This is a genomic window from Pseudomonas sp. AC193 (genome assembly GCF_979258075.1).
On record NZ_OZ409832.1, the window covers coordinates 1,355,550 to 1,380,142 of the forward strand.

Genomic DNA, 24,593 nt, shown 5'->3' on the forward strand with positions numbered 1-24,593 from the left:
AGACAAGATCAAAAGATCGCAGCCTTCGGCAGCTCCTACAGGGGTTACGGTCTGTCCCAATAAGGCACTTCGCCGAAGCACTCGATGAAGAAGTCGATAACGGTGCGCACCTTCACCGACAAGCGCCGACTCCCCGGCCACAGCACCGCAATCTGCTGCGGCTCCAGACTGTTCGACACCTGATACTCGCCCAACACCGGCACCAACGTGCCTTCGCGCACCGCTTCGCCAATCAGCCACGACGGAAACATCACCAGCCCCAAGCCCTGTTCGGCGGCTTGGGTGAGGGTGTCGGCGTGGTTGCCGGTGATCGGGCCTTTGACCGAGTACGGCGTCCAGTCCTGCCCATCGCGACGGAAGAACCAGCGCTGCAGTCCGGCCGCGCCTTTGTACGCGAGGCACTGGTGTTGGGCGAGATCGTCTGGGTGTCGCGGGATACCATGTTTTTGCAGATACGCCGGGCTGGCCGCGACCTGAAAGCGGTGCGGTGCCAGAATCCGCGCCTGCATGCTGGAGTCATGCAGCGGGCCGATGCGGAACAGCAGATCCGCGCCTTCTTGCAGCGGGTCGACGTAATGGTCGGTCTGCTGAATATCCAGTTGCAGCTTCGGATAGCGCGCGCACAACTTGCCCAGCCACGGCGTCAGATGGCGCTGGCCGAACACCACCGGGGCGTTGATGCGCACCAGGCCGGTGGGTTCGCTTTGCTGTTCCTGCAACGCTTGTTCGGCTTCTTCCAATTGCACCAACACCAGCCGCGCGTGATGGCCGAGCATGCGCCCGGCTTCGGTTGGCGTGACTGCGCGGGTGTGGCGGTAGAGCAATTGCTGGTTCAGTGCTTGCTCCATCAACTGGATTTGTCGCGAGATTGAGGAGGGCGCGACGCCTTCACGACGGGCGACTTCGGAAAAACTGCCGTGGTCGAGTACGGCCACGAATAGTCGCAGCGCTTTGAATCCGAGTTCGTTGAGGCCGTGCATGGTCTCTCCTGCTGTGCGTGTTGCGCAAAAGTGTTGTCTGGATGCTCCCATTTATCGCACAGCGACGCCAGCCGATAATCCGCGCCATTGTTGACTGGACTGGATTGTATTTATGCAAACGTTGGATGAAGTGAGTGTTGCGCCGCCGGTGGCCAAACCGGGGTTGCGCTTATTGTTGCTGCCGCTGGTGATTCTGGCGGGGATGGGTTTGTCGGTGGAGGCGGGTTTGCTCGGGCCGTTGGGTGCGCAGGTCGGGCATTTGTGGGCGACGTTGAGCATCTTTGGGGTGGGCTCGGCGATTCTGTTTTTGCTGCTGTTGTTTGCGGGGCCACAGAAAGGGCCAGCGCTGAACACACTGCCGCGCTGGCAGTTGATCGGTGGTTTGCTCGGGCCGATTTATGTGGTGGTGCTGACCCTGGCCACGCCGCACATTGGTATCGCCATGACGATGATCGCGATTCTTTCCGGGCAGGTCGGCAAGAGTGTGTTGATCGATCATTTCGGCTGGTTCGGGGCAACGCGCAAGAAGGTCAACGGTGAGCGTTGGTTGGCGTTGCTGTTGATTGTCGCGGCACTTGTTTTGATTGCGCGGGGTTGATGATGAATCTGATTATTTTGTTGGCCGTGGTTGTTGCGGCGGGTGCGGTGTTGAGTGTTCAGGCGGCGATCAATGGGCGCTTGGGGGAAACCGTTGGTGTGTTGCGCAGTAGTTTGTTGACGTTTGCTGTGGGTGCGTTGGTGACCGGGTTGTTGATTTTGTTTTTTGAGCCGGCGCATGCGGTGGGGTTGATGGATGTGCCGAAGTGGCAGTTGTGTGGGGCGCTGTTTGGGGTGGTTTATATGATTGTCATGGTGGGCGCGGTGCCGCGGGTGGGGACGGCGGTGGCGACGGTGGCGGTGATTGTCGGGCAGTTGGGGATGGGGATGTTGATTGATAATTTTGGCTGGTTCGGGAATCCGGCGATTGAGTTGTCGGGGAGTCGGGTGTTGGCGATGGTGCTTTTGGCGGGGGCTTTGGTGTTTATGTATCGGAGTAGTGTGCGTAGCTCTGATTGATTTTGTTTTTTGGGGGGGGGCATATCCGTTGCTGCGGTGATGGCTGATTATGGTTCCGCCCTTACGGCGGGTCACTTTTGGCAAACGCCCCAAAAAGTAACCAAAAGGTCTGTGCCCTGACGTTCGGCCCGCTCGCTGGGGCTCGGGGTTCCTTCGCTGCGGGATCGATCCGGGGGGCAGCGCCTACGGTTTGCTTCGCTGCACCTCCTCTCGCTGTGTTTGGCTGCGCCAAACGGTCGCTGCGCTCCCACCCCCGGATCGATCCCTCCACTCAGCCTGCCGACGGGCTCTAAGATCAAGAGCAGGCGAGCTGACACTCGGCCTATTGAGTGGTGAAGAGCGGGGCGCACACGGCTTTTTGATTTGCGTTGGATTCGCCCCTCACCCCAGCCCTCTCCCGAGGGAGAGGGAGCCGATGGTGGGCCTTTCAAAATGTGCGTTCAACTCGGTATCTCAAGTCGGCGTATTTCGCCCAAACACCCCGATCAGTCCCCTCTCCCTCCGGGAGAGGGCTAGGGTGAGGGGCTCTTGATCTGGCTTTTGCTGTGGCTCTTGATCTGGCTCTTGATCTGGCTTTTGCTCTGGCTCTTGATTTTGGCCCCCATCGGCAGGCCGAGCGTAGGTGTTCATCCGGGGTAGGCGCGCAGCGCCGTGCGGCGTAGCCGCATACATCGAGAGGAGGTGCAGCGAAGCAAACCGTAGGCGATGTCCCCGGATGGGCACCGTAGCGAGGGAACACTGAGCCTAGGCGAAGTGCCGTACGCCGGGGGCCAAGCCTTTTGCTTACTTTTCGGCGTCTGGAAAAGTGAGTCGCTGTAAGAGCGAAACCGCCAGAAGCCCCACCCGCAGCAACGGATATGCCCCCAAAACCCCAAAGCCCAAAACCCCCAAAACCCCCAAAAACCCAAACAAGCAAAATCAAAAGATCGCAGCCTTCGGCAGCTCCTACACTGGATATCACGGCTTACCTAAAAGCCCCAGACAACCACCACCCAAAGGAGTCTGCCCCCATGCCCGATAGAAAATGCGATTGCCCAAACTGCAAATGCACCATCAAAGAAGGCGATCATGCCTACGCCATACACGGCAAACACTACTGCTGCGAAGCCTGCGCCCACCACCACAAAGGTGGCGAAGAATGCTCAAGCAAAGGCTGCCACTGCGCACATCCCAAATAAACACAGGCAAAAAAAAGTGGAGCCTAATCAGGCTCCACTTCCAGTTTCAGACTTTCATCATCCAGCCGCTCGGTATGCCGCACCGTGCCTTGCAATCGCCGCCCCTCAACCCGAACCACCACGGTTTTCGCCTGGTCGAGGTCTTCCGGTAACGGCGCTGGCACTCTCAGGGCGAAGCAATACGGATCATCGTCGACCGCTTCCAGACCCACGCGGCAATCCACGCTTTTGGTGATACGCCCAAACAATGTGTCGAGGCCGTAGTCCAGATGCGCCGGGCTGCTGCTGAAATCGATCATGGTTGCATTCCCCCGAATGTTCGCGTGCAGGCTGAGCTTAGCTGGTCGGTCGCCAGACGACGTTTTCCACGCCGAATTTTTCCGCCATCGGTTTGCTGGTCTTCTGTACTTTTTCACGACCAAAGCGCGGAATGCGACCCACGCCGGCATCGCAACTCGCCCAATGCCACGCCTCAGTGTTGTCCATTTTGTCCGAGCGGATAATGAACGACTTGGCTGTGCCGTGAAGGGTGTACTCGATGACGTAGAGTTTTGCGTTGTTCATAAAGCCAGTATTCCTCCCTGTGGTAATAGAGGGATCGTTGAGCACCGGGAAAATTCATTCGGATTGTCCGACGGTATCTATCGTTGGCGAGGTTTCGGGCGACTGGTTACCATGGCGGCTCCGTCAACCCCAATGAATGCTCACCATGGCCCTCGCCACGCCCCCCGATTTCACTGACATCGATGTGCCCGTGCAACCGCTGGCGCGCACGTATCCGCGCGGGTTGTTTATCGAGCCGCATGAGCATGACTGGGGCCAGTTGCTGTACGCGATGAGCGGGGTGATGTGGGTCGAGACGCCGCATGAAGCGCTGGTGGTGCCGCCGCAGCGCGCGGTGTGGTTGCCGCCCGGGGTGCCGCACGGGATTCGCGTTGTGTCGGATTTGCAGATGCGCAATATCTACCTGCGCCCGGCGCTGGCGGCGACGCTGGATCAGACGGTGCAGGTGATCGAGGTCGGTGGTTTGCTGCGCGAGTTGATCGTCGGACTGGTGGAGCAGGGCGACAGCGGTGAGCCAGCGTATTACGAGGCGCTGGTTGGCTTGGCGCTGCTGGAGTTGCAGCGCGCAAGGCGTTCGCAGCTGAAAATCCCGATGCCGGATGATTCCGATCGGCGCCTGATGAATCTTTGCCAGGCGGTGATGGCCGCGCCGTCGCTGGAGATCCCGTTCGAACAGCACGCGGAAAACGCCGGGGCCAGCGTGCGCACGTTGGCGCGGCTGTTCAAGGACAGTCTGGGCATGGGCTTCGCCGAGTGGCGGCGGCAGGTGCAACTGGCGACGGCGGTGGCGGAGTTGATTCAAGGCGTAGCGGTGAGTGTGATTGCCCGCGAACTCGGCTATTCCCCGAGCAGCTTCAGCGACATGTTCCGCCGCGAACTGGGCGTCGCCCCGTCACAGTTCACGTTGTAACGCCAACCCTCAAACCCACACAGATCCAATGTGGGAGCGGGCTTGCTCGCGAAAGCGGTGTGTCAGCCCATGCATCACCAACTGACACTCCGCCTTCGCGAGCAAGCCCGCTCCCACAGGGTTTTGTGGTGTGTCAGTCATTCTGTCCGAAATTCAGAAGTCCTTGACCGACGCCATCCAGCCCGCCTCCCTACACTCTGCCCATTCCTTTCAAACGGCAGAGTTCTCCACATGAACTACCTGATTTCGCTGGCCATCGGTCTCGGCGTTGGCCTGTTGTACGGCGCGCTCGACTTCCGTTCTCCCGCGCCGCCGGCCATCGCGCTGGTCGGTCTGCTCGGCATGCTTGCGGGTGAGCAGCTGTGGCCAATGGGCCGGCAATGGGTGGCCGCTTGGTTGTCCTGAATCTTCCTTTCTCCTTCGGTGGATCACTCCATGAAAGCACTGCAATTCGATAAAACCGGCGACCTGTCCTCCCTGCGCTTCGTCGAGGTGCCGACCCCGGTTGCTGGCGCCGATGAAGTCCTGGTGCAGATCAAAGCGGCCGGCCTTAACCCCAGCGACGTGAAAAATGTGCTCGGACGTTTCCCTTACACCACGTTGCCACGGATTCCCGGGCGCGATTTCGCCGGTGTTGTGGTCGAAGGCCCGCAAGCGTTGATCGGTCAGGAAGTCTGGGGCACGGGCCGTGAGCTGGGCTTTTTCGCCGACGGTTCCCACGCGCAATTCGTCAAACTGCCGGCCAACGGAGTCGCCCTCAAGCCGTCGCGTCTGAGCTTCACCCAGGCCGCCAGCCTCGGCGTGCCGTACACCACGGCGTGGGATGCGTTGGAGCGCAGCCTCGTCAAAGCCGACACGCGTTTGCTGGTGATTGGCGGCGGTGCGGTCGCCACAGCGGCATTGGCCTTGGCCAAAGTGCGCGGTGCAAAAATTCTGGCAGCGGCGCGGCGTCCGGAGCAGGTGGCCGAGTTGCACGCGCAGGGCTATCAGACGATTCAACTGGATAAACCCGAAGACCTCGGCGCGCAGGTCAACGCGGTGTATCAGGGCGGCGCCGAAGTGATCTTCGACACCACCGGTTTCTGGCTGCCCGCCTCGGTGGCAGCGCTGGCAATCTTCGGCCGAATCGCAATCATCGCCGCACCGGTGGACGGCCAAGTGCAGTTGCCGGCACTGGCGTTATATCGCAAGGGCGGTTCGGTGGTCGGCGTCAACACATTGCTCTACGGCGTCGAAGCCTGCGCAGCGATGTTGAACCAGTTCGGCCAACTCTTCGACGAAGGCTCGCTGCCGTTGCCGCAAGGCCTGGTCGAATCACCACTGGCCGACGGCCTGGCGCGCTACAGCGAAGTGAATCAGGGCGGCGGCGACAAAATCATCCTGATTCCCTGATCCGTAAAAATATCTCTCAAACATCGCAATACCCCCCTGTGGGAGCGGGCTTGCTCGCGAAGAGGCCGTGTCAGTCAATAGCGATGTTGACTGACAGACCGCATTCGCGAGCAAGCCCGCTCCCACAAGGGTTGCAGTGTCTGGAATTACGCGGGCACTTCCAGATTATCCAGCGCCCGATTCACCGCCAGTTCCCCGAGCATCACCACCTGCTGAATCCCCAGCAACGTGTGGCGATACGGCGTGTCGAGCGCCCCGGCAAAATCACTGAGCATCACACTCGCCGAAGCCATCGACTCACACGCGTGGGCCAGCAGATCTTCGGTTTTGATATTGGGCGCGATGACGAACATCAGGCTCGGCAGACGCGGATCATCGTGAGTCGCACCGGGGCAAAGGTAGTGATCGAGCGCGCGTTCAGCGGCGTCGTGGAGTTTGCGTGAATGGGGGGATTCGTAGGGGGAGGTAGCGTCGATGTCGGGTGGGTTGGGTGTTGGTTTGAACATGGTGAAGCTCCTTGATGCATGGAGCCGCCACCGTTCGCGGTCAATCGAAACAGGGTGGCAGCTGTACGCGGGTTGACCGACCGGACATCAAGGAATCCGGCACACCCGAAGGTGTCCCACGCACAGCTACCGCGACATGAAGTTTCAGAAACTCTGAAATCTGTCCTGGACGCTGGCGCGCCTTGATTTTGGGCGGACGGTCAAATCCGATCGCTGATTCGTCAGCGACCTACAAACGATAAGGCCCGCCCTCAAGGCGCACAAGCCGGCGGATTCTGGCGTAGCTGTAGGCAATGGCGCAAGGTTGTGTAGCCTCGGAGAGTTTCTGCAGGTGTCTGTTAAACATCCATGTTTAACATCAAAAGATCGCAGCCTTCGGCAGCTCCTACAGGGCGAACGTGAATTCTGTGTAGGAGCTGCCGAAGGCTGCGATCTTTTGATCGGTGTCCCTTAAAACTGGTAGCCCACGCCCGCGTAATACCCCCAGCCATTCGAGCGTGCGCGGAAGTTGCCGTCGCCGAAATTCAGCTCGCTGCCGTCTTCCCAATTGCCGCCATTGTGGAAATAGCGGCCCACCAGCGTGAAGCGCAAATGCGTGAACGAGTACAGCAACACGTTGGTCGCTACCGTCGCATTGGCTGTTCGCGCCGGGTTGTCTTTGTGGATCTCGGAGCCGAAGTCGAAGTTGGTGAAGCCGATGTAGGTCAGTGAGGCGCCGTTGCTGAATTTGTCGATGGGCACGATGTATTTGAGTTGGGCGCGGTAGCCGTCCCACGAGTATTCGTTGCTCGCGCCGTAGTTTTCCCACTGATAACGGCCGTAGAGGTTGGCCGACAGGTTGACCCGCGAGTGCGTGTGGATGTCGGTGCCGAAACCGCTGTAGAGGGTGTTGGCGCGGTTTTCCTTGCGGCTGCCGTGGTCGTAGATCCAGTCGAACGCGACGTACCATTCCTTGAACGGGCCGATGGCCAGGCTGCGGCCGGCAAGGTAGTCGATGGAGATGCGCGGTTCGTGTTCCATGAACAGCGGCGAGCCGTGATCCCACACGCCTTTGTCGTGGCTGTTGCCGATGTTGAAGATCTTCGGGATGTCGACGTAGCCGTACAGTTCAAACGGGCCTTTGCGACCGAAGTACTCGTATTCCAGATAAATGTCGTCAGCCGGTTGCGGGCCGAAGCTGATGTCTTTGCTGCCAATCAGCATCAAGTCCTGGTTGTACCAATCCGACAGGTACGCGCCTTTTTTCGGCGGGCTCGCTTCCGGGCTGAGTGCTTCGCCTTGGGCGGATTCTTCCGGCAGAACGGGCTGAGCGGGTTGCGCGAAAACGCTGTGGCTGAGAAGTCCGGTAACGCCGGTCAGTAGCAAGGAAACAGTCAGCGTGCGCGCAAACGGAGCGCGAGGGGGGAGTGCGGCGTGCATTCAAAGTCCTTTTTTGCAGATCAAGGCCCGGCGTTCTGCGGGTCTGTAGGGTTTTGTTACGAAAATGCCGTGATTGACGCTGCGCAAACGTTTGCACAAGGCGTACCAATTATTTCAACGGGCTGAAATGTTGGGGGTTTTGCGGGTTTTTCTGATGGATCGGTCAACTGAGGGGCGGGCCACAAATTCATGCTTGGAATATGTCTTGTGGCGAGGGGATTTATCCCCGTTGGCCTGCGCAGCGGGCCCTCTTTTTTTGGGGCCGCTGCGCGACCCAACGGGGATAAATCCCCTCGCCACAGGGGTTCTTCTACTGATTCGGAAAGGTGGAAAGGCTTATTCCAGACTGCTCTAGCACCAAAGTATTAATGCCATTTAACCAAGGCCCCATTGCAGGGCATCAACTAGCGTGTGTCAGGAATAGAACGGTTTTGTAATGACCGTCGCAGTCTTGATTCGCGTGTCGAATAAGCCGCTGCTTGTCCACGCCGTCAAGGAAGAATCTGGCCATACAAGGAGTTGCCCGTGGAAGCAAGGTTTGGTGTCGCCCTCGTCTCGCGTTTTTCCCCTCTTTCCCTTGCTGTGCATTTGAGCGTCGCCGGACTGTTGTTCGGCGGCGTCAGCGCACCCGCGCTGGCCACGTGCTCCACGGCCGGTTCAATCGTGACGTGTACGGGTGTGCCGCCATTGCCACTGGTTCCCAACGACTTCGCCAGTGCCACTAACAATCTGACGGTCAACGTCAACAGCGGCGCGCAGATGAATGCGACCCTTGGCGGGCATGTCATGGATCTGACGGGGGTCGACATCACTCTGAACAACGCCGGCATCATGGATCCGGCAGTGCTCGGTCTGGTGTCGGTTTTGAGTGGCGGGGCATTCATCGGCAGCGGCGCTACCAGCACGGTCAGCGTGCTCAACAATGCTGGCGCGATCATGCGTGGCACGGGGATGGTGCTGGGGCTGAACCTGACGAGCATCGACGGCTTGGCCCTTTCGGTTAATAACGCAGCAGCGGGCACCACCAGCATCACCAACAACGGCACCATCACCTCGACCGGACTCTCGATCGGCGGCATCACGTTGGCGGATACCCCGGTGATCGGCGTCTATGGTGGTTCGCAAGTCAACATGACCAACAGCAGCATCGGCGTCATCAACGGCCGGATCGCGTTCGAGACCTCGGCGGCGGGCAACACCTTCACCAACGCCGGTGCGATTTCCGGCGGCGTGTCGATGGGCGCGGCGAGCACCAACACCTTCACGGCGGTGACCGGCTCCAGCGTCAACGTCGGTGACGGCGTGCAGATCAGCGTCGGCCTCGGCGGTTTGATCGGCATCAACCTGACCTTCGCCCCGACCGGCACGGTCGATGGCGGCGCGGGCGGTACTAACAGCCTGATCCTGCAAAATACTGGCGGCGTCGGCGGCGGTATCGCCGAGACTGGCACGGCGTCCAGCGCGACCTACGTCAACTTCAACAACCTGACCCTCAACAGCGGCACCTGGAACCTTGCAGGGGCCTCTGGTCAGCGGCGCGACCACGCTCAATGGCGGTGTCGCGAATTTCAACAACAACGCCACCTTCGGCAGCGGTGTGATCACCTCCAATGGCGGGATTCTGCAGGCCAGCAATGCCGGGTTGAACATCAGCAATCTGATCTCCCTCGGCGCCGGCGGCGTGACGGTGCAAGGCACTAACGCGACCACGTTGAGCGGGGTGATTTCCGGTAGTGGTGGCCTGACCAAAATCGACGCCAGCCAGTTGAATCTCGGCGCTGCCAACACCTATCTGGGCAACACCACGCTCAATGGCGGCACGGTACAGGTCACCAACAATCAGGCATTCAGCACCGGCACCCTCAATGTGACCGGTGCGACGACCCTGAGCGCTCCGGGCACTATCAGCCTGGCCAACGCCATCAGCCTCGGCGGCACCTTGACCGCTGGCGGTACCGGCGCACTGACCCTCGGCGGTTTGATCAGCGGCAGCAGCGGCTTGTCCAAAACCGGCACCGGCAGCCTGACCCTCAGCGGCGCCAACGCTGGTTTCACCGGCACCACCACCCTCAGCGCCGGCAGCCTGCTGGTGACCAACAACAACTCGCTGGGCAGCGGCGCGCTGAACACTGCCGCCGGCACCAGTCTCGACAGCACCGCCAACGTCACGCTGGCCAATAACATCGGCATGACCGGCGCGCTCAACGTGCTCGGCAGCAATGCCTTGACCCTCGGCGGCGTGTTGAGCGGAACCGGCGGCATCACCAAATCCGGCAGCGCCAGCCTGACCCTGAGCGGCAACAACACCAACAGCGGCAACACGCTGCTCAATGCCGGCAGCCTGTTCGTTGGCAGCAACACCGCGCTGGGCACCGGCGCCCTGAACGCGGCGGCGGGCACTGTGCTGGATGCGACCGCGGCGGTGACACTGGCCAATGCCGTCGCCCTGGCAGGCGGCGTGACCATCGGCGGCACCCAGGCATTAGGCTTGAGCGGCATCGTCAGTGGCGCCGGCAACCTGATCAAGAACGGCACCGCCAACCTCAGCCTCAGCGGCAACAACACCTTCTCCGGCGGCACTGCGCTCAACGCCGGCACATTGATTGTCGGCTCCAACACCGCGCTGGGCACCGGCGCATTGACCACCGCAGCGGGCACTACGCTGGATGCCAGCACGGCGGTCGCACTGACCAACGCAGTTTCCCTCGGCGGCAATCTGAACGTCGGCGGCAGCGCCAACCTGACCCTCGGCGGCATCGTCAGCGGCAGTGGCGGGCTGACCAAAAACGGCGCGGCCAACCTGATTCTCAACGGCACCAACACCTTCCTCGGCGCGATCGCGTTGAACGCGGGCACGATCACCGCGGGCGCCAACGCGGCGCTCGGCAGCGGCAACATCACCGTCGGTGGCGTGGCCACCCTCGACAGCAATGCCGCTGTGACACTCAACAACGCGGTCATTCTCAACAACAGCCTGGGCATTGGCGGCAGCAACGCGCTGACCCTCGGCGGGGTAATCAGCGGCGCCAGTCAACTGGTGAAAAACGGCGCGGCCAATCTCACGCTCAGCGGCGTCAACACCTACAGCGGCGGCACCACGCTGAATGCCGGCAGCCTGACGGTCGGCAACGGCGCAGCACTGGGTACCGGCGCGTTGTCGGTGGAAGGTGCGGGCACGCTCAACAGCAGCTCCGCCGTGACCCTGAACAACAACGTGATTCTCAACGCCAACCTCACCGCTGGCGGCGCCAATGCGCTGACCCTCGGCGGGGTGATCAGTGGCGGCAACGGGCTGATCAAAACCGGCGCATCGAGCCTGACCCTCACCGGCAACAATACCTACACCGGCACCACCGCGCTGAATGCCGGTTCACTGATTGTCGGTTCCAGTACCGCCCTCGGCACCGGCACACTCAACGCCTCGAACGGCACCACCCTGGATGCCAGCACTGCAGCAACGCTGACCAATAACGTCAACCTCGGCGGCACTCTGACCTTGGGTGGCAGCAATGCGCTGACCCTCGGCGGCGTAGTCGCCGGTATCGGTGGACTGACCAAGAACGGCGCTGCCGACCTGACCCTCAACGGCGCCAACACTTATTTTGGCAACACGGCGTTGAACACCGGCAAACTGACCGTCGGCAGCAACACCGCGCTGGGCTCCGGCACGTTGAACGCGGCGGCCAACACCATGCTGGACGCCAACACGGCGGTCAGCCTGAACAATGCCGTGGGACTCGCCGGTGCCTTGAACATCGGCGGCACGGCGAATATGACCCTGACCGGTCTGGTCAGCGGCGCCGGCAGTCTGGTGAAAGACGGCGCGGCCAATCTGATTCTCAACGCCGCCAACAACTACCTCGGCGGCACCACGCTGAACGCCGGCACCCTGACCGTCGGCAACAGTTTGGCGCTCGGTTCCGGAGCATTGACTGTCGCTGGCGCGGCAACGCTGGACAGCAACTCCCCGCTGGTCAGCCTCAACAACGCGGTTGCTTTGAATGCTGCGCTGACGATTGGCGGCACGCAGAACCTGACCCTCGGCGGCGTCACCAGTGGCACCGGCCAACTGATCAAGAACGGTACGGCCAATCTGACCGTCAACGGCAACAACACCTTCAGCGGCGGCACCACTCTGAATGGCGGCACGCTGACCCTGGGCAATGCCAACGGTCTGGGCAGTGGCGCGTTGATTGTCGGTGGCGCGGCGACGTTGGATAACAGCGCCTCGTTCGGCATCGGTAACGCGATCACGTTGAACGCCGGGCTGACAGTCGCCGGCAACAATGATTTGAGCTTGAACGGCATCATCGACGGCGCCGGCAGTCTGACCAAAAACGGTCTGTCGGATCTGACCCTCGCTGGAAGCAACACCTTTACTGGTGCGCTGAATATCGTCTCCGGCAGCGTCACCACGCTCAATGCCAACGCGCTGGGCAACGCCTCCGGCGTCAACATCAGCGCCGGCGCCGGGCTGAATCTGGGCAGCAACGCCAGCCTCGGTGCGCTGACCGGCAGCGGCAGTGTGCAACTGACCGGCAGCAACACCCTGACCGTCGGCGGCGGCAACGTCACCAGCACCTTTGACGGCGATCTCAGCGGCAGCGGCGGCCTGGTCAAAGTCGGCACCGGCACCTTGAACCTCACCGGCATCAACGGCATCACCGGTAACACCGCGATCGATGGCGGCATCGTCGATCTCAGCGGTTCGCTGGGCAGTGCACAGGTCAACGTCAACACCGGCGGTACCCTCACCGGCACCGGTTCGGCGCTTGGTAGCGTCAACGTCAATAGCGGCGGCCATCTCGCGTTGTCGTCGGGCAATCAACTGTCCGCCGGTGCGCTGACCCTCGCTGCCGGCAGCAATGTCGATGTGGCGTTGGGCACGCCGTCGACCACTTCACTGATGAACGTCGGCGGCAACCTCACCCTCGACGGCAATCTCAACGTCACCGATGCCGGCGGTTTTGGCGTTGGTGTGTATCGCCTGTTCAACTACACCGGTGCCCTGACCAACCTCGGTCTGGATATCGCCAGCGTGCCGGTCGGTTACGGCCTCGGTGATCTGCTGGTGCAGACTGGCGTGGCCAATCAGATCAATATTCAGGTGTCGGCGCCGAATTCCAATATCCGCTACTGGGACGGCAGTCAGACCATCGCCAACGGTGTGGTCGACGGTGGCAGCGGCACGTGGAATGCGGTCGGCACCAACTGGACCGACGCCAATGGCTTGGTCAACCAGCCGTGGGCCGGCGACTTCGCGGTGTTCCAGGGCACCGCTGGCACCGTTACGGTCAACGGCACGCAAGCGTTCACCGGCATGCAATTCCTCACCGATGGCTACAACGTGGTCAATGGTGCGGCGGGGCAACTCACAGCGGTCAACGGCACCGGTGGCACCACTTCGTTGCGCGTTGATCCGGGTGTGACGGCGACCATCAATGCCAATATCGACGGCAGCGGCATCCTCAATAAACTCGACGCCGGCACGCTGGTGCTGGGCGGTGCCAACACTTATACCGGTGGCACTCAACTCGATGGCGGCAAAATTATCGTCGGCAGCAACACCGCGCTGGGCACCGGTACATTGACGGCGAATGCCGGCACGCAACTGGACAGCAACGCAGCCGTGACGCTGGCCAACGCTGCGACACTGAATGGCAACCTCACCGTGGTTGGCAGCAATGCGTTGACCCTCAATGGCGTGATTGGCGGCACTGGCGGCCTGATCAAAACCGGCACAGCGAACCTGACCCTTGGCGGCAATAACGCCTTTCTCGGGCCGGTAGCGCTTAACGCTGGCGGGCTGATTCTGGCGTCGAACTCGGCGCTCGGTTCGGGCACTTTGAATGCGGCGGGCGGTACCACGCTGGATGCGAGCACGGCAGTGTCGCTGAACAACGCGGTCAACCTGGCCGGCAATCTCGGCATCGTCGGCACGGCGGATCTGACCTTGGCCGGCACGGTCAACGGCGCGGGCAGCCTGAGTAAAAACGGCGCGTCGAACCTGACCCTCAGCGGCAACAACAACTTCCTCGGCGGCACCACCCTCAACGCCGGTACCCTGACCGCCGGCAGCAACTCGGCGCTGGGTCTGGGCAACCTCACCGTCGCCGGTGCCTCGGCGCTGGACAGCAACAGCGCGCTGAGCCTGGGCAATAACGTTGTGCTCAACGCCAACCTGAGTAATACCGGCAGCAACAACCTGACGCTGGCGGGTGTGGTCAGCGGCGCGGGCGGACTGATCAAGGACGGCGCGTCGAACCTGACCCTCAACGGCATCAACACCTTCAGCGGCGGCACCACGCTGAACGCCGGTACGCTGACCCTTGGTACCGGCGGATCTCTGGGCAGCGGCGCGCTGACCGTGGCCGGTGCCTCGACGCTCGACAACTCGGCGCCACTGGTACTGGCCAACAACCTCAACGTCAACGCGAATCTGGCGCTGGCCGGTAACAACAACCTGACCCTCGGCGGCGTGATTGCCGGCGCCGGCACGCTGACCAAAAACGGTCTGGCCGACGTGACTTTGAGCGGCAACAACACCTTCAGCGGCACCTTCGATGTGGCATCCGGCAGCCTGACCACGCTGAGTGGTGCGGCGCTGGGCAACAACGCCACGGTCAATCTCGCGGGTGGCGCGGCGCTGAATCTTGGCGCCTCGGGCAGCCTCGCCAGCCTCACCGGCAGCGGTACTGCGCTGATCGGCACCGGCAATACGCTGAGCCTCGGCGGCAACAACGTCAGCAGCACCTTCGCCGGCATTCTCAGCGGTGATGGCGGGCTGAGCAAACTCGGCACCGGCACGTTGACCCTCAGCGGCATCAGCGACCTGACCGGCGACACCAACGTCAACGCCGGTACCTTGCAGGTCGACGGTTCGCTGGCCAGCGGCAATGTGCTGGTCAGCAACGGCGGCACCCTCGGGGGCAGCGGCACCTTGATCGGTGCCGTGACCGTGGCGGATGGCGGTCATCTGGCAGGCGTTACCGGCAGCACCTTGTCGGTCGACTCGCTGGTGCTCAACGACAACTCCAACTTCGACGTTGGCCTCGGCACACCGGTCTCCGGCGGCGGCAATGCGCTGGTCAATGTCGGCGGCAACCTGACCCTCGACGGCACCCTCAACGTCAGCGACATCGGTGGTTTTGGCAGCGGCGTGTATCGCCTGATCGACTACACCGGCGGCCTGACCGACAACGGCATGCTGATCGGCACCGTGCCGGGCAGCGTCACTCCCGGCGATTTGACCCTGCAAACTGCGCTGGCCAATCAGATCAATCTGCTGGTGACCGCGCCGGGCGTCACCGTGCAGTTCTGGGACGGTAATCAATTGATTGCCAACGGTTCGGTCGAAGGAGGCAGCGGTACTTGGGGCACTGGCACCACCAACTGGACGGACGTCAACGGCACGACCAATCAGGCCTGAGCCAGCAACTTCGCAGTATTCCAGGGCGCGGCGGGCACGGTCACGGTCAACGGCGCGCAAACCGTCACCGGGCTGCAATTTGTCACCGACGGCTACAGCCTGCAGAACGGCACGGCCGGTTCGCTGAACCTGGTCAACGGCTCCTTGGGCAACGCCACTGTGCGTGTTGACCCGAACGCCACCGCGACCATCGGCGTGGCGCTTAACGGCGCCGGCACGTTGGGTAAATACGACACCGGGACATTGGTGCTCAACGCGGCCAACGGTTACACCGGCGGCACGGCGCTTAACGGCGGCAAGATCGTCGTGGGCAACGACGCAGCGCTCGGCACGGGCGTATTGACCACCGCCGACGGCACCGCGCTGGACAGCAACGCGGACATCAGCCTCGCCAACGATGTGCTGCTCAACGGTGGCTTGAACATCGCTGGCTCTAACGCCTTGACCCTCGACGGTGATGTCAGCGGCAGCGGCAGTCTGATCAAGTCTGGCACTTCGAGCCTGACCCTCAACGGCAACAACACTTACAGCGGTGGCACGCAACTCGCCGACGGTTCGCTGGTGCTGGGCAATAACAGCGCCATCAGCAGCGGTGCCTTGAGTGTGACCGGCAACGGCAATCTCGACAGCACCTCGGCGCTGCAACTGGCCAACGCGATCAACCTCGGTGCGCAACTGACCCTGGCCGGTAACCAGGACACCACGCTGCTCGGCGCGATCACCGGCACCGGCAGTCTGCTGAAAAACGGCACGGCTGATCTGACGCTCAGCGGCGCCAACACTTACAGCGGCGGCACCACGTTGAACGGCGGCAACACCTTCGGCGACACCAGCAGCCTGCAAGGCGCGATCGTCAACAACGCGACGCTGACCTTCCAACAAAACGCCGATGGCAGCTACACCGGCAACCTCACCGGCACCGGCACTCTGAACAAAACCGGCACCGGCCAATTGCTCCTGACCGGCAACAACGGCTTCACCGGCAACACCTCGGTGCAGGCGGGCAACCTGAGCGTCAACGGCGTGCTCAACAGCGCCAACGTCGCGGTGGCCAGCGGTGCCAGTGTTGGCGGCAGCGGCACGCTCGCTGGCAACGTGCAACTGGCCGACGGCGCAACATTGCTCGGTGGCGGCGCAGCGGCGCCATTGTCGGTCGGCGCGCTGACCTTGTCCTCGGGCACTAACCTGGACTTCAGCCTGGGTTCGGCGGCGAGTTCCACCACCGTGGTCAACGTCGCCGGCAACCTGACCCTCGACGGTACGCTGAACATCAGCAACGCCGGTGGCTTCGGCACTGGCGTCTATCAACTGTTCAGCTACGGCGGCAGCCTGACCGACAACGGTCTGGTCTATGGCAGCTTGCCGGTTCCACTGGATAACCTGACGCTGCAAACCGCGATTGCCAACCAGATTAACCTGCTGGTGCAAAACGCCCCGGGTGAAGTGCAGTTCTGGAACGGCGGCAAAACCAATCCGGACGGCACCATCGGTGGCGGCAGCGGCGTGTGGGGCCCGGACACCAACTGGACTGACCCGACCGGTACTGAGGCGCAAGGTTCGACCGGTCAATTCGCGGTGTTTGGCGGCACGGGTGGCACGGTCACCGTGGTCGGCAATCAGCAATTCACCGGCATTCAGTTCCTTGCCAACGGCTACAACCTGACACCGGGTGCGGGCGGCACGCTGACCCCGGTCAACGGTGCTGACGGCAGCCTCGCACCGGTGCGGGTGAATGCCGGGGCGAGTACCGAAATCGCCGTGCCACTGGTGGGCACCGGAGGTATCGAGAAACTGGATTCCGGCACGTTGATTCTCAGTGGCGCGAATACTTACAGCGGTGGCACCACCGTCAGCGGCGGTACGCTGATCGGTAACACCACCAGCCTGCAAGGCAACATCCTCGACAACGCTGCCCTGGTGTTCCAACAGAATGTTAATGGCGCTTTCAACGGTACGCTCAGCGGCACCGGATCGATTGCCAAGCGTGGTGACGGCACGCTGTTGTTGACCGGTGATCAACCCTTCAGCGGCACGGTGTCTGTGGATCAAGGCGTCCTGCAAGTCGGTACCCGTTCTTCTCGCGGTTCGCTGGGCGGGCAGGTGACGGTGGCCAATGGTGCAGGGTTGAGCGGCAACGGCAGTGTCGGCTCGGTCGTCAACCACGGTGTGGTGGCGTCGGGCGGCGAGGCGGGCAATCTGAGTGTTGCCGGCAACCTGACCAACGCCGCAGACGGTGTGCTGGCCCTGACGGTCAACTCGCCAACCGCCACGCCGTTGGCTGTCGGCGGCACGGCGGCACTGGACGGTGGTCTGCAAGTGACAGCATTGGCGCCGTTCACGGGCGCCACCACTTACACGCTGATCACGGCGGGCGGCGGTGTCACTGGCACCTTCAGCGCAGCGGATCTGCCGCAATACGCCTTCCTCAGCACCGCGCTGGTGTATGACGCCAATGCGGTGAACCTGGCGGTCAGCCGCAACGGCAACTCGTTTGCCGATGTCGCTGCCACCGGCAACCAGAGTCGTACCGCCACCGCGCTGGACAACAATGGCCCGGCCGGCGCCGAGTTGCAGAACCAGATCATCAACCTCAGCGTGGCCGGTGCGCGCAATGCCTTCGACAGTCTGTCCGGGGAGATTCATGCCAGCACCGCCAGCGCGATGCTTGAGGATTCACGTTACGTGCGCGAGGCGGTCAACGACCGCATGCGCCAACCGTCGTGCAGCGCTGCGGATGATCCACGCCGCGCGCTGGCGCCAAGTGACAACCAACTGAGCAGCAACGGTTGCCACGGCGAAATGGTCGGCTGGGCGCGCGCACTCGGCGCCTGGGGTGAATCGGATGGCGACAGCAACAGCGCCAGCCTCGATCGCAACCTCAGCGGCTTCATGCTCGGCACCGACAAGCAACTCGACGATGCGTGGCGCGTGGGCATGGCGGCCGGTTACACCCGCAGCGACCTCGATGCGCATGATCGTCGCTCGGATGCCACCGTCGAAAGCTACCACCTGGCGGCGTACCTCAACTCGCAGTTCGATGCACTGGCGGTGCGCCTCGGCGCGGCGTACAGCTGGCACGACATCGAGACCAAACGCGACGTCAGCGTCGGCAGCTACAACGATCGTCTGGAAGCCAATTACGACGCACGCACTGCGCAGGTGTTCGGTGAAGTCGGTTACACCGTCGAAGCGGCCGGCATCGCGCTGGAGCCGTTCGCCGGTCTGGCGTACGTCAACTACGACAGCGACAAGGCCAAGGAAAAAGGCGGGGTAGGGCGTCTGAAGGCGGAAGCCGATCAGGACATCACCTTCTCCACCCTCGGCCTGCGCGCCGGCAAAGTCATCACCCTGGCCAACGGCGGACAATTCACCCCGCGCGCGGCCATCGGCTGGCGCCATGCCTTCGGCGACACCAAACCCGACGCCGACCTGACCTTCATCGACGGCGGCGCCTCGTTCAGCACCCAAGGCGTGCCGATCGCCAAGGACAGCGCGATCGTCGAAGCGGGCGTCGACTTCCAGATCAGCCCGACCGGCAAACTGGGCATTGGTTATTCGGGGCAACTGTCGAATGACAACAATGACCATGCGATGACGGTGAGCTTTAGTCTGGGTTTCTGATTAGGGTTGAAGCACCTATTTAACCGCCCGAAAGGGCGGTTTTTTTTGGTTCGCCACAAGGGTCAGGTCGTACCCCTGTGGCGAGGGGATTTATCCCCGTTGGGTTGCGAAGCAGCCCCAAAACCATTCACATCGGTGTGTCAGAAAAATTTGGTTGTCTGGATTTGGGCCTGCTGCGCAGGCCAGCGGGGATAAATCCCCTCGCCACAGAGGCCCTCACAGACACCGCAAAAATCTGCGGCCCCGCGCTCTGCTAGAATCCGCCCCATTCACTGCCAGAGATTCCCACATGAGCGAGCCGATTCGTCTGACCCAATACAGCCACGGTGCCGGTTGCGGCTGCAAGATTTCCCCGCAGGTGCTGGAGGTGATTCTCGCCGGCAGCGGTGCGCAGAACCTTGATCCGAAACTGTGGGTCGGCAATGCCTCGCGTGATGACGCGGCGGTGTATGAGATCGATGCCGAGCGCGGTGTGGTGTCGACCACCGACTTTTTCATGCCGATCGTCGACGACCCGTTCGATTTCGGCCGCATTGCCGCGACCAACGCGATCAGCGACATCTACGCGATGGGCGGCGATCCATTGATGGCGATTGCGATCCTCGGCTGGCCGGTCAATGTGCTGGCGCCGGAAGTCGCGCGCGAAGTGATTCGTGGCGGCCGCTCGGTGTGCGACGCGGCGGGGATTCCGTTGGCGGGCGGGCATTCGATCGATGCGCCAGAGCCGATCTTCGGCCTCGCCGTCACCGGTCTGGTGGAAAAACGCCACATGAAGCGCAACGACACCGCCACCGCCGGTTGCCTGTTGTACCTGACCAAACCGCTGGGCATCGGCATCCTCACCACCGCCGAAAAGAAGGGCAAATTGCGCGCTGCTGATGTCGGCGTGGCCCGTGACTGGATGTGCACCTTGAACAAACCCGGCAGCCGCTTCGGCAAACTCGCCGGCGTCACGGCGATGACCGACGTCACCGGTTTCGGCCTGCTCGGCCACCTGGTTGAAATGGCTGACGGCAGCCAGCTCACGGCGCGCATCGCCTACGACAAGGTGCCGCGTCTGGACAGCGTCGAGTACTACCTCGATCAGGGCTGCGTACCCGGTGGCACGTTGCGCAATTTCGACAGCTATTCAAGCAAGGTTGGCCGCGTGCAGGAGCTCCACAAACGCGTACTGTGCGATCCGCAAACCAGCGGCGGTCTATTGATTGCCGTGACGCCTGAAGGCAATGACGAGTTCCTCGCCGTCGCCGCCGAATTGGGTCTGAACCTGGCGCCGATCGGCGAACTGGTTGAGCGACAGACGAACGCAGTCGAGGTGATTTGATGCTCCGCGACTGCACCGACTATCACGATATTTTCCTCAACGACCGGCCGCTGATGGATGCCCGCGCGCCGGTCGAGTTTCACAAAGGCGCGTTTCCCGGCGTGATCAATTTGCCGCTGATGAACGACCTCGAACGGCAGAAGATCGGCACCTGCTACAAGCAACACGGCCAGCAGGCGGCCATCGAGTTGGGCCATCAATTGGTGTCCGGTGCGGTGAAGGCCGAGCGCATCCAGGCCTGGGCCGATTTCGCCCGGGCCCATCCTGAAGGGTATATCTATTGTTTTCGCGGTGGCCTGCGTTCGCAGATCACTCAGCAGTGGCTGCATGATGAGGCGGGCATCGACTATCCGCGCGTCGGCGGTGGCTACAAGGCAATGCGCAACTTCCTCATCGACACCACTGAGCAAGCTATCGCGCAGTGCGATTTCGTCTTGCTGGGCGGCATGACCGGCACCGGTAAAACCGAAGTGTTGCTGCAGTTGCGCAATGGTCTCGATCTGGAGGGCCACGCCAATCATCGCGGTTCGAGTTTCGGCAAACGCGCCACCGGGCAGCCATCGAACATCGATTTTGAAAACCGTCTGGCCATCGACATCCTCAAGAAGCGTGCTGCCGGGATCGAGCAGTTCGTGCTCGAGGATGAGAGCCGGGTGGTCGGCAGTTGTGCTTTGCCGCTGCCGCTGTATCAGGGCATGCAGCAGTACCCGATGGTCTGGCTGGAAGACAGTTTTGAAGATCGTGTCGAGCGGATCCTGCGCGATTACGTGGTGGATCTGTCGGCGGAATTTGTGGCGGTGCACGGGGAGGAGGGTTTTACCTTGTTCTCGGAGCGGCTGCTGGAAAGCCTGAACAACGTGCAGAAGCGTCTCGGTGGCGAGCGGCATCGGCGCTTGCTGGTGTTGATGGAGGAGGCGCTGATCGAGCAGGGGCGTAGCGGGTCGGTGGATCTGCATCGCGCCTGGATCGAGGGGATGCTGCGCGAATATTACGACCCGATGTATGTGTTTCAGCGCGAGAAGAAGGGCGGGCGGATCGAGTTTGCCGGTGAGAGCGGGGCGGTGATTGAGTATTTGCGGGGGCGGGTGAGTCAGAAAGGATTGATGTTGAATTGACTGGCCTCATCGCGAGCAGGCTCACTCCTACAGGGGGAACGCATTTCAACTGTAGGAGTGAGCCTGCTCGCGATGAGGCCGGGTCAGACAACAAATGACTCAGGTCGGACAGGTTTCCTTGCCATGATCCAGCCCCTGCTTGTAGCTATGGCTCTGCAAACTGGCCTTACCGTTGTGCCAGGTCAACGTCAGTACATACAACGAATCGAAATCGTCGCCCGACCAGTCATCGGTGATGCTTTGCTTACCGCCCACCGCGTTGCCCGCGACTTTATTGATCAGTTCCGGCAAATAACCGTGTGACCAAGCCGTGTAGATCGTCGAGTTGTGATACTTGTCGGCAGTCAATTCGCGGGCCAGATCGCTGGTGTCATTGGCGGAAAACTCGATGTTCACCGGCAGACCGAGTTTGATCGCCGCCGGGCTGATGGTCATCAGCGGGCGAATGTAGCTGTAAGAGTTGTCCAGCTCGCCTTCTTCGACATTGCGCGTCGGATTGGCGGCGAATACGTAATCGGCCTTGCCGAATTTTTCCGGGAGCAGGGTCGACAGATCGATGGCGCGGTTCAGGCCCTGGCAATTAAGCTGGCCGAGACCACCCTCGGGTTTTTCCGCGTGGCGCAGGAACACCAGGGTCTGCGTACCGTCCGCCGGTTGCGCGCGACTTTCACTGGATTCAAGCGACAGGAACAGCGCACTGACCGCCATCAGGGACGGCAGGATCATGTAGGCGCGATGTTTGAAATGTTTGGCGAAACGCATAAGGTTCGTCATGAGTAAAGGGTTCTTCAGCGTGTGCGATTGAGGCTGACAAACCTTTACACCGCGGGCTTCCAGCGCCGGGTGTGTTCCATGTCATGGTGCGCTTCCATTGCGAAAGGCTTAGCTCAGAGTCCTCTGAACCCGATTTGGTTCGATTTTCTCGAGTGCGCAGCACTCTAACGGCAACCACGAATGGCTAGGTGGAAGGTTAACGACAGAATGTTACGGTTGATGTAGGAGCTGCCGCAGGCTGCGATCTTTAGATCCTGTTTGAAGGCTCAAGATCAAAAGATCGCAGCCTTCGGCAGCTCCTACATTAATATCGGGTTTCAATTTGTGACTGGATGCTTCCCATGACCGATCTGTCCGCGTTCCCGATCACCCAGAAATGGCCGGCGCAGTACCCTGACTGGATTCAGCTCTACTCCCTTCCGACCCCCAACGGCGTAAAAGTCTCGATCATGCTCGAAGAGATCGGCCTGCCTTACGAGCCGCACCGCGTGGGTTTCGACACGCAGGATCAGATGTCCCCCGAGTTCCTGTCGCTGAGCCCGAACAACAAAATCCCGGCGATCCTCGACCCTCACGGCCCGCAAGGCGAGCCACTGCCATTGTTCGAATCCGGCGCGATCCTGATCTATCTCGCCGACAAGAGTGGCCAGCTGTTGGCCCAGGAAGGCGCGCTGCGCTACGAGACCATCCAGTGGCTGATGTTCCAGATGGGCGGTATCGGGCCGATGTTCGGTCAGCTTGGTTTCTTCAATAAATTCGCCGGCAAGGATTACGAGGACAAGCGTCCGCGCGATCGTTATGTCGAAGAGAGCAAGCGTCTGCTTAACGTGCTCAACGGCCGGCTCGAAGGCCGCGACTGGATCATGGGCGAGCGCTACACCATCGCTGACATCGCCACGTTCCCGTGGGTGCGTAACTTGATCGGGTTTTATGAAGCCGGAGATCTGGTGGGCATTCAGAACTTCCCGAACGTCACGCGCGTGCTGGAGAAATTCCTCGCCCGCCCGGCCGTCGTCCGCGGCCTGACCATCCCCTCCTGACACTACCCCCTTGTAGGAGTGAGCCTGCTCGCGATAGCGGTGTATCAGTCGACATTACTATTGACTGATACACCGCTATCGCGAGCAGGCTCACTCCTACAGGGGATTTGCTGTGTCCTCGAGGATTATTGCGTACCCGGTAACGCTCTCTTGATTGATCCAGGTTTGTACCTCACCCTCCGCAAGGCATAAGCTTCGCCCCCTACGACTTTCGTCTCATCTGCCGTTTTTTCAGGAAAGGCCCCATGTCCAGTCAGTTCCCCGAAGCACGTCCCCGCCGTCTGCGCCGCAATGCGAGCCTGCGCAGTCTGTTCCAGGAAACCGAATTCAGCCTGAACGACCTGGTGCTGCCGATCTTCGTCGAGGAAGAAATCGACGACTTCGTGCCGATCAAAAGCATGCCCGGCGTCATGCGCATTCCCGAGCGCAAACTGGCCAGCGAGATCGAGCGCTATGCGCGCGCCGGCATCAAATCGGTGATGACCTTTGGTGTGTCGCATCATCTGGACGGCAACGGCAGCGACACCTGGCGTGAAGACGGTCTGGTTTCGCGCATGTCGCGCATCGCCAAAGACGCTGTGCCGGACATGATCGTGATGTCCGACACTTGCTTCTGCGAATACACCGATCACGGCCACTGCGGCGTGATGCACAACCATGAAGTCGACAACGACCAGACCCTGATCAACCTCGGCAAGCAAGCCGTGGCCGCGGCCAGCGCTGGCGCTGATGTGATCGCGCCATCGGCGGCGATGGACGGTCAGGTGCGGGCGATTCGTCAGGCGCTGGACGCGGCCGGCTTCACCCAGATTCCGATCATGGCCTATTCGACCAAATTCGCTTCGGCGCTGTACGGCCCGTTCCGCGAGGCCGGTGGCAGCGCGCTGAAGGGCGACCGCAAAAGCTATCAGATGAACCCGATGAACCGCCGCGAAGCACTGCGTGAGTCGTTGCTCGATGAGCAGGAAGGTGCCGACGCACTGATGGTCAAACCGGCCGGTGCGTACCTGGACATCATCCGCGACATCCGCGAAGCCTCGAACCTGCCGTTGTCGGCGTATCAGGTCAGCGGCGAGTACGCGATGATCAAGTTTGGCGCGCAGGCAGGGGCGATTGATGAGGATCGTGTGGTGCGCGAAAGCCTGGGCGCGATCAAGCGTGCCGGTGCGGATCTGATCTTCACCTACTTCGCGATGGACCTGGCCCTGGCCGGGATCTAAGCAACAGCGCTAATCAAAACTGTAGGAGCGGGCTTGCTCGCGAAGGCGTCGTGTCAGTCAGCACA

Annotated in this window: 16 protein-coding genes and 1 pseudogene; 11 read left to right on the forward strand and 6 right to left on the reverse strand. The window is 61.5% G+C overall.

Translation table 11 applies throughout. The annotated features are described in order from the left end of the window. Positions 1 to 44: 44 nt before the first annotated feature. Positions 45 to 980, reverse strand: coding sequence for a LysR family transcriptional regulator (locus ACZZ0D_RS06350; RefSeq protein WP_463552711.1), 936 nt, complete (start codon positions 978 to 980; stop codon positions 45 to 47). 112 nt (positions 981 to 1,092) lie between these two features. Between ACZZ0D_RS06350 and ACZZ0D_RS06355 the strand changes: the two genes are divergently transcribed. The 3 genes from ACZZ0D_RS06355 to ACZZ0D_RS06365 all read left to right on the forward strand — a co-directional run bounded on the left by ACZZ0D_RS06355 (position 1,093) and on the right by ACZZ0D_RS06365 (position 3,214). Then, positions 1,093 to 1,578, forward strand: a complete 486-nt coding sequence (locus tag ACZZ0D_RS06355; RefSeq protein ID WP_053121916.1) for a DMT family transporter — start codon at positions 1,093 to 1,095, stop codon at positions 1,576 to 1,578. Continuing rightward, the gene (locus ACZZ0D_RS06360) at positions 1,578 to 2,036 is read left to right on the forward strand and encodes a DMT family transporter (RefSeq protein WP_463552712.1); all 459 of its coding nucleotides are present in this window, start codon (positions 1,578 to 1,580) and stop codon (positions 2,034 to 2,036) included. Before ACZZ0D_RS06355 ends, ACZZ0D_RS06360 begins: the two co-directional genes overlap by 1 nt. A 1,010-nt stretch (positions 2,037 to 3,046) precedes the next feature. After that, entirely contained in the window at positions 3,047 to 3,214 is a 168-nt protein-coding gene (locus ACZZ0D_RS06365) for a metallothionein (RefSeq protein WP_463552713.1), read from the forward strand. Positions 3,215 to 3,237: 23 nt separating this feature from the next. Here ACZZ0D_RS06365 and ACZZ0D_RS06370 read toward each other — a convergent pair whose 3' ends face one another. Both ACZZ0D_RS06370 and ACZZ0D_RS06375 read right to left on the reverse strand, forming a co-directional pair. Next, on the reverse strand, positions 3,238 to 3,513 hold the full coding sequence (locus tag ACZZ0D_RS06370; RefSeq protein ID WP_053121912.1) for a hypothetical protein: 276 nt from the start codon (positions 3,511 to 3,513) through the stop codon (positions 3,238 to 3,240). Between the two features lie 37 nt (positions 3,514 to 3,550). Next, on the reverse strand, positions 3,551 to 3,778 hold the full coding sequence (locus ACZZ0D_RS06375; RefSeq protein ID WP_053121910.1) for a DUF6555 family protein: 228 nt from the start codon (positions 3,776 to 3,778) through the stop codon (positions 3,551 to 3,553). A gap of 136 nt (positions 3,779 to 3,914) precedes the next feature. Between ACZZ0D_RS06375 and ACZZ0D_RS06380 the strand changes: the two genes are divergently transcribed. From ACZZ0D_RS06380 to ACZZ0D_RS06390, 3 genes are all read left to right on the forward strand, one after another. Further along, entirely contained in the window at positions 3,915 to 4,688 is a 774-nt protein-coding gene (locus ACZZ0D_RS06380; protein WP_212545678.1) for an AraC family transcriptional regulator, read from the forward strand. 231 nt (positions 4,689 to 4,919) lie between these two features. Continuing rightward, the gene (locus ACZZ0D_RS06385; RefSeq protein WP_082341460.1) at positions 4,920 to 5,093 is read left to right on the forward strand and encodes a DUF1427 family protein; all 174 of its coding nucleotides are present in this window, start codon (positions 4,920 to 4,922) and stop codon (positions 5,091 to 5,093) included. Between the two features lie 30 nt (positions 5,094 to 5,123). Beyond that, entirely contained in the window at positions 5,124 to 6,080 is a 957-nt protein-coding gene (locus tag ACZZ0D_RS06390) for a quinone oxidoreductase family protein (RefSeq protein ID WP_463552714.1), read from the forward strand. A gap of 146 nt (positions 6,081 to 6,226) precedes the next feature. Here ACZZ0D_RS06390 and ACZZ0D_RS06395 read toward each other — a convergent pair whose 3' ends face one another. After that, positions 6,227 to 6,586 carry a DUF6124 family protein gene (locus ACZZ0D_RS06395; RefSeq protein WP_212551626.1) on the reverse strand — a complete coding sequence of 120 codons (360 nt, stop codon included), beginning with the start codon at positions 6,584 to 6,586 and terminating at the stop codon, positions 6,227 to 6,229. A gap of 450 nt (positions 6,587 to 7,036) precedes the next feature. Then, a complete protein-coding gene (locus ACZZ0D_RS06400) occupies positions 7,037 to 8,005 on the reverse strand; it encodes a nucleoside-specific channel-forming protein Tsx (protein ID WP_463552715.1) in 969 nt (322 codons plus the stop codon). A gap of 525 nt (positions 8,006 to 8,530) precedes the next feature. On the opposite strand from ACZZ0D_RS06400, the pseudogene ACZZ0D_RS06405 reads away from it, so the two are divergent. The 3 genes and pseudogenes from ACZZ0D_RS06405 (at position 8,531) to mnmH (ending at position 21,494) form a co-directional block, all read left to right on the forward strand. Next, a pseudogene (locus ACZZ0D_RS06405) lies at positions 8,531 to 19,055 on the forward strand (autotransporter-associated beta strand repeat-containing protein). 289 nt (positions 19,056 to 19,344) lie between these two features. After that, positions 19,345 to 20,379 (forward strand): selenide, water dikinase SelD, encoded by a 1,035-nt coding sequence (gene selD, locus ACZZ0D_RS06410; RefSeq protein WP_159815627.1) that lies wholly within the window; start codon positions 19,345 to 19,347, stop codon positions 20,377 to 20,379. Beyond that, the gene (gene mnmH, locus ACZZ0D_RS06415) at positions 20,379 to 21,494 is read left to right on the forward strand and encodes a tRNA 2-selenouridine(34) synthase MnmH (RefSeq protein WP_463552716.1); all 1,116 of its coding nucleotides are present in this window, start codon (positions 20,379 to 20,381) and stop codon (positions 21,492 to 21,494) included. Before selD ends, mnmH begins: the two co-directional genes overlap by 1 nt. A gap of 99 nt (positions 21,495 to 21,593) precedes the next feature. Here mnmH and ACZZ0D_RS06420 read toward each other — a convergent pair whose 3' ends face one another. Continuing rightward, a complete protein-coding gene (locus ACZZ0D_RS06420) occupies positions 21,594 to 22,268 on the reverse strand; it encodes a hypothetical protein (protein ID WP_053121884.1) in 675 nt (224 codons plus the stop codon). Positions 22,269 to 22,609: 341 nt separating this feature from the next. Here ACZZ0D_RS06420 and ACZZ0D_RS06425 point away from each other — a divergent pair, with 341 nt between their 5' ends. Further along, positions 22,610 to 23,308 carry a glutathione binding-like protein gene (locus ACZZ0D_RS06425; protein ID WP_212545685.1) on the forward strand — a complete coding sequence of 233 codons (699 nt, stop codon included), beginning with the start codon at positions 22,610 to 22,612 and terminating at the stop codon, positions 23,306 to 23,308. Between the two features lie 245 nt (positions 23,309 to 23,553). After that, positions 23,554 to 24,528, forward strand: coding sequence for a porphobilinogen synthase (gene hemB, locus ACZZ0D_RS06430; protein WP_053121880.1), 975 nt, complete (start codon positions 23,554 to 23,556; stop codon positions 24,526 to 24,528). The last annotated feature ends 65 nt before the right edge of the window (positions 24,529 to 24,593 follow it).

Coding starts and splice junctions, on each gene's coding strand:
- selD (WP_159815627.1), top strand. CDS start 19,345: ATGAGCGAGCCGATTCGTCTGACCCAATACAGCCACGGTGCCGGTTGC.
- ACZZ0D_RS06370 (WP_053121912.1), bottom strand. CDS start 3,513: ATGATCGATTTCAGCAGCAGCCCGGCGCATCTGGACTACGGCCTCGAC.
- ACZZ0D_RS06375 (WP_053121910.1), bottom strand. CDS start 3,778: ATGAACAACGCAAAACTCTACGTCATCGAGTACACCCTTCACGGCACA.
- ACZZ0D_RS06395 (WP_212551626.1), bottom strand. CDS start 6,586: ATGTTCAAACCAACACCCAACCCACCCGACATCGACGCTACCTCCCCC.
- mnmH (WP_463552716.1), top strand. CDS start 20,379: ATGCTCCGCGACTGCACCGACTATCACGATATTTTCCTCAACGACCGG.
- ACZZ0D_RS06380 (WP_212545678.1), top strand. CDS start 3,915: ATGCTCACCATGGCCCTCGCCACGCCCCCCGATTTCACTGACATCGAT.
- ACZZ0D_RS06420 (WP_053121884.1), bottom strand. CDS start 22,268: ATGACGAACCTTATGCGTTTCGCCAAACATTTCAAACATCGCGCCTAC.
- ACZZ0D_RS06350 (WP_463552711.1), bottom strand. CDS start 980: ATGCACGGCCTCAACGAACTCGGATTCAAAGCGCTGCGACTATTCGTG.
- hemB (WP_053121880.1), top strand. CDS start 23,554: ATGTCCAGTCAGTTCCCCGAAGCACGTCCCCGCCGTCTGCGCCGCAAT.
- ACZZ0D_RS06365 (WP_463552713.1), top strand. CDS start 3,047: ATGCCCGATAGAAAATGCGATTGCCCAAACTGCAAATGCACCATCAAA.
- ACZZ0D_RS06385 (WP_082341460.1), top strand. CDS start 4,920: ATGAACTACCTGATTTCGCTGGCCATCGGTCTCGGCGTTGGCCTGTTG.
- ACZZ0D_RS06390 (WP_463552714.1), top strand. CDS start 5,124: ATGAAAGCACTGCAATTCGATAAAACCGGCGACCTGTCCTCCCTGCGC.
- ACZZ0D_RS06400 (WP_463552715.1), bottom strand. CDS start 8,005: ATGCACGCCGCACTCCCCCCTCGCGCTCCGTTTGCGCGCACGCTGACT.
- ACZZ0D_RS06360 (WP_463552712.1), top strand. CDS start 1,578: ATGATGAATCTGATTATTTTGTTGGCCGTGGTTGTTGCGGCGGGTGCG.
- ACZZ0D_RS06425 (WP_212545685.1), top strand. CDS start 22,610: ATGACCGATCTGTCCGCGTTCCCGATCACCCAGAAATGGCCGGCGCAG.
- ACZZ0D_RS06355 (WP_053121916.1), top strand. CDS start 1,093: ATGCAAACGTTGGATGAAGTGAGTGTTGCGCCGCCGGTGGCCAAACCG.